The following is a 4775-nucleotide window of genomic DNA, read 5'->3' on the forward strand; positions in this document are numbered from 1 at the left end:
ACCGCTCTCACTCCAGATTCTAATCCCCTATCAAGACACAAGCGGCGGTTCGCCGCCGCGACTTGCCCGCGAAGAGGCCCGGACAGCCACCACTTGCCTGCAACCCTACAGATGTGCAATATAGTGCGCACTGTGAGGACGACCTCACGACGCAACGCGTGACCAATCCGGGGACGGCCCCATCTTTCAACGATGGAGAATCATCATGTCCTGGATCATCCTGTTCTTCGCCGGCCTGTTCGAAGTCGGCTGGGCTGTCGGCCTCAAATACACCGATGGCTTCACTCGCCCACTCCCCACCGCACTGACCGTCGCCGCCATGGCCGTGAGCCTGGGCCTGCTTGGCCTGGCCATGAAGGAATTGCCGCTGGGCACTGCCTACGCCATCTGGACCGGCGTCGGCGCGATCGGCACGGTAATCGCCGGGATCATCCTGTTCGGCGAATCCATGGCACTGGTACGACTGCTCAGCGTTGCGCTGATCGTCGCCGGCCTGATCGGCCTGAAGGTCAGCGCCAGCTGACCTTCGCCCTTTCCCTCAACGCAAGTCGCCGCGCAGGGCACTGACCTTCTCGCGCAGCGCTTCAGGCTGGGCCGCCTCCACCGGGATGGCGGCACCGGCCACCAGGGTCACCCGCGACCATAACCGGCGCAGAAAGCCCTTGGCCGGATCGCGACTGAAGAAGCTCCCCCACAGCCCCTGCAAAGCCAGCGGAATCACCGGCACCGGGGTTTCCTGGAGAATTTTGTTGACCCCGCCCTTGAACACATCGATCTCACCATCGGCGGTCAGCTTGCCTTCCGGGAAGATGCACACCACCTCACCGGCCCGCAGGTACTCGGCAATGCGCGCAAAGGCCCGCTCGTACGTCGCCTCGTCCTCACTGCGCCCGGCAATCGGGATGGCCCCGGCAGTGCGGAACACGAAGTTGAGCACCGGCAGGTTGTAGATCTTGTAGTACATGACGAAACGGATCGGTCGGCGGATCGCACCGCCGATCAGCAGCGCATCGACGAACGACACATGGTTGCACACCAACAGCGCCGCCCCCTCGTCAGGGATACGATCGAGGTCGCGGTGCTCGACGCGGTACATCGAATGGCTGAGCAGCCAGATCAGGAAGCGCATGGTGAATTCAGGAACAATGCGGAAGATGTAGGCGTTGACCGCAATGTTGAGCAGCGACACCACCAGGAACAGCTGCGGGATGCTCAGGTCGGCCAGGCTCAAGAGGACGATGGTGACGATCGCCGAGACCACCATGAACAGGGCATTGAGGATGTTGTTCGCGGCGATCACCCGGGCGCGCTGGTCTTCAGGCGTACGCGCCTGGATCAAGGCGTACAGCGGCACGATGTAGAAACCGCCGAACACACCAAGCCCGACGATCGAGACCATGATCCACCAGGCCTGGCTCATGCCCAACAGGCTCAGCCAATCGTGTGGCGCAGCAGCGGCTGGCACATCACCCGAATGCCACCACCAGAGCAGGCCGAACAGGGTCAGGCCGAACGAGCCGAACGGCACCAGGCCGATCTCCACCTTGCGCCCGCTCAGGCGTTCGCACAACAGCGAACCGACGGCAATGCCCACCGAGAACAGCGTCAGCACCAGCGTGACCACGGTCTCGTCGCCGTGCAGCCAGTCCTTGGCATAGGCCGGGATCTGCGTCAGGTAGATCGCCCCGACGAACCAGAACCACGAGTTGCCGACGATCGAGCGCGACACCGCCGGGGTCTGCCCCAAGCCCAGGCGCAAGGTGGCCCAGGACTGCTTGAAGATATTCCAATCCAGCTTCATCTGCGGCGCCACCGCCGCCGCCCGCGGGATCCAGCGGCTGGCCAGGTAGCCGAGCACCGCAGTGCCGACGATGCCTCCGGCCACCACCGTGGCGTAGTTGCCCGAGGACATCATCACCCCGGCACCGATGGTACCGGCCAGGATCGCCAGGAAGGTGCCCATTTCCACCAGCCCGTTGCCGCCGACCAGTTCGTCTTCGCGCAAGGCCTGGGGCAGGATCGAGTACTTCACCGGCCCGAACAGCGCCGAATGAGTGCCCATGGCAAACAATGTCAGCAGCATCAGTTCCAGGTGATCACTGAGAAAGCCCACCGCGCCAATCACCATGATCACCACTTCAGCCAGCTTGATCGCACGGATCAGCGCATCCTTGGCGAACTTCTCGCCAAACTGCCCGGCCAGCGCCGAGAACAGGAAGAACGGCAGGATGAACAGCAGCGCGCAGAGGTTGACCCAGATCGAACGGTCGCCCTCCAGGCTGAGCTTGTAGAGGATCGCCAGGATCAGCGACTGCTTGAACAGGTTGTCGTTGAAGGCACCCAGCGACTGGGTGATGAAGAACGGCAGGAAGCGCCGCTTGCCGAGCAAGGTGAATTGCGAGGAATGACTCATCGTCCTTGTTCCTGAGAGGGCGTTGTCAATTGGAGGTCTGCTCATCGCGAGAAGCCACAAATCTGCACGCGATTGCCCATCCCTGGCAACTGGCCTGCGAACCGCAACACGCACAACGAACCAATTAATGGCTATATGCCATTATTTTTCTGCAAACCCTTTTCAGATTGTTGCAAGGCTGCCGATAATTCATATAGATGACTAAATCCGGTAACAGGATCAGCCTTCGGCTCTCCTCCAACGCACAAGAAAAGGAGCACAGCAGCAGATGTTCACCTGGTTCGGCGATCTGAAGATCGCACACAAACTTGGCCTCGGTTTTGGCCTGGTCCTCGTGCTGACCCTGGCCCAGTCGCTGATTGGCTGGGACGCCCTGGGCAGCATGGTGCGGCGCAGCGAAGTGGTCAGCGATGTTTCCGCCCTCAACGATGCCCTGGGCGATCTGCGCGAGGCGCGCCTGCAACACGCCATGTCCAGTGGCGACGAAGCACAAGACAAGGCGTTGCAACAGACACTGGCGGCCTTCCAGGCCCGTTTGACGAAACTCCACGGCATCATGCGCAACGCGACCAACCTGCAGACCCTCGACAAGGCCGAGCAGACCCTGCAGGCCTACGCCCGCAACCAGGAACTGAGCCTGCAGTCGTACCGCACCATGCGCGCGGCGCAAAAAGAGATGGGCGCGCTTGCAACCCAGTCGTTCGCCACGATCGACGGCATCCGCAAGCAGCTCCGCGCGTTGCCCGACGCCGAACAGCGCTACGTGCGCAGCGAAGCGATCAACCAGATTCGCGAGAACCTGATCCTGCTGCGCTACCAGGTACGTGGCTACACCGGCAACACCAACGCAGACACCGAGCAGGTGATGAATGCGCAGATCGCCACCACGGTGAACGACCTGCCGACCCTGACCGCGACATTCAATGGCCAGTTCGCCGACGAATTCCGCCAACTAAACGAACAGGTGCGTGCCTACGCCGCCGCCGTCGAGGCCTTCCGCGGCGAAACCCGCAAACTGATGGACTACCGCGCCAACATGGGCAATGACGTCGCGACCCTCACCACCCTGATCGGCCAATTGCTTGACAGCCAAGCGGTGGCCGTGGTCAATGACAGCCAGTTCACCAAGACGCTGCAGTTCGCCACCACCGCCCTCGCCCTGCTGCTCGGCGCCCTGCTGGCGATACTGATCGCCCGGCAGATCAGCCAGCCGCTGCAACGGGTTCTGCACGCCCTGGAGGAGGTGGCCGACGGCAACTTGGGCGAGCAACCCAGCAGCAGTCGCCGTGATGAACTCGGCCAGTTGCAGAACAGCCTGCATGGCATGACTACCAAGCTACGCCAACTGATCGGCGGCGTGCGCGACGGCATCTCGCAGATTGCCAGTGCTACCGAAGAGCTCTCGGCGATCACCGCGCAAACCAGCGCCGGCGCCAGCAGCCAGCGCCAGGAGACCGACCAGGTCGCCACCGCGATGCAGGAAATGGCCGCCACCGTGCAGGAAGTGGCGCGCAATGCTGGCGAAGCCTCGGTGGCCGCCAGCGCCACCGATCTCGAGGCCCGCGAAGGCGACAGTGTGGTCACCCGCGCCGTGACCCAGATCGGCCGCCTGGCCAGCCAGGTCGACGCCACCAATGAGGCGATGGACGCCCTGCGCAACGAAAGCCAGCGTATCGGCAAGGTGATGGACGTGATCAAGGCGGTGGCCGAGCAGACCAACCTGCTGGCGCTCAACGCCGCCATCGAGGCCGCCCGCGCTGGCGAGGCCGGTCGTGGTTTTGCCGTGGTCGCCGACGAGGTACGCAGCCTGGCGCAGCGTACCCAGGCCTCGACCGAAGAAATCGAATCGGCGATCAGCAGCCTGGAGCAAGGCACGCGCTCGGTCAGCGACCTGATGGAAGAAAGCCAGAGCCTGACCGAAAGCAGCGTGGCACTGGTACGTGAGGCCGGCGTTGCGCTGGAGGGCATCACTCAGCGGGTATCGGGCATCCAGTTGATGAACCAGCAGATTGCTGCAGCCTCCGAGCAGCAGAGCGCTGTGGCCGAGGAGATCAGCCGCAGCGTGGTGACGGTGAGGGATATTTCCGAACAGACCGCCGAGGCCAGTGAGCAGACCTCGGTGTCCAGCGTCGAACTGGCGCGACTGGGTGGGCAATTGCAGCAGATGATCAGCCGGTTCCGCCTCTGACAGACCGAGAACCTCTTGTAGGAGCGGGCTTGCCCGCGAAAAGCACACCGCGGTGCCTGGCACGGGCTACGCCCGTGTTCGCGGGCAAGTCGGAGCGCCGAACCGCCGCTTGTGTCTTGATAGGGGATTAGAATCTGGAGTGAGAGCGGTGAATGGCAAGCTGCATGCCGCATG

The 4775-nt window shown here is 63.0% G+C and carries 2 protein-coding genes and 2 pseudogenes; 3 read left to right on the forward strand and 1 reads right to left on the reverse strand.

Going from position 1 to position 4775, the window contains the following annotated elements:
* The first annotated feature begins 205 nt into the window (after nt 1–205).
* Nucleotides 206–523, forward strand: coding sequence for a quaternary ammonium compound efflux SMR transporter SugE (sugE, locus tag ACPZMI_RS00155; protein ID WP_186667108.1), 318 nt, complete (start codon nt 206–208; stop codon nt 521–523).
* A gap of 15 nt (nt 524–538) precedes the next feature.
* Here the strand turns inward: sugE and ACPZMI_RS00160 are convergent, their stop codons facing one another.
* A complete protein-coding gene (locus ACPZMI_RS00160) occupies nt 539–2413 on the reverse strand; it encodes an MFS transporter (RefSeq protein WP_186667110.1) in 1875 nt (624 codons plus the stop codon).
* A gap of 268 nt (nt 2414–2681) precedes the next feature.
* On the opposite strand from ACPZMI_RS00160, the pseudogene ACPZMI_RS00165 reads away from it, so the two are divergent.
* Nucleotides 2682–3746: pseudogene (locus ACPZMI_RS00165) on the forward strand (methyl-accepting chemotaxis protein); the annotation flags it as partial.
* Nucleotides 3747–4076: 330 nt separating this feature from the next.
* Nucleotides 4077–4601: pseudogene (locus ACPZMI_RS00170) on the forward strand (methyl-accepting chemotaxis protein); the annotation flags it as partial.
* Between the last annotated feature and the right edge of the window lie 174 nt (nt 4602–4775).

Source organism: Pseudomonas wayambapalatensis (genome assembly GCF_049942315.1).
Taxonomy (GTDB): domain Bacteria; phylum Pseudomonadota; class Gammaproteobacteria; order Pseudomonadales; family Pseudomonadaceae; genus Aquipseudomonas; species Aquipseudomonas wayambapalatensis.

Excerpts from the sequence above, each read along its gene's own strand:
- sugE (WP_186667108.1), top strand. The coding sequence starts at position 206 with ATGTCCTGGATCATCCTGTTCTTCGCCGGCCTGTTCGAAGTCGGCTGG.
- ACPZMI_RS00160 (WP_186667110.1), bottom strand. The coding sequence starts at position 2,413 with ATGAGTCATTCCTCGCAATTCACCTTGCTCGGCAAGCGGCGCTTCCTG.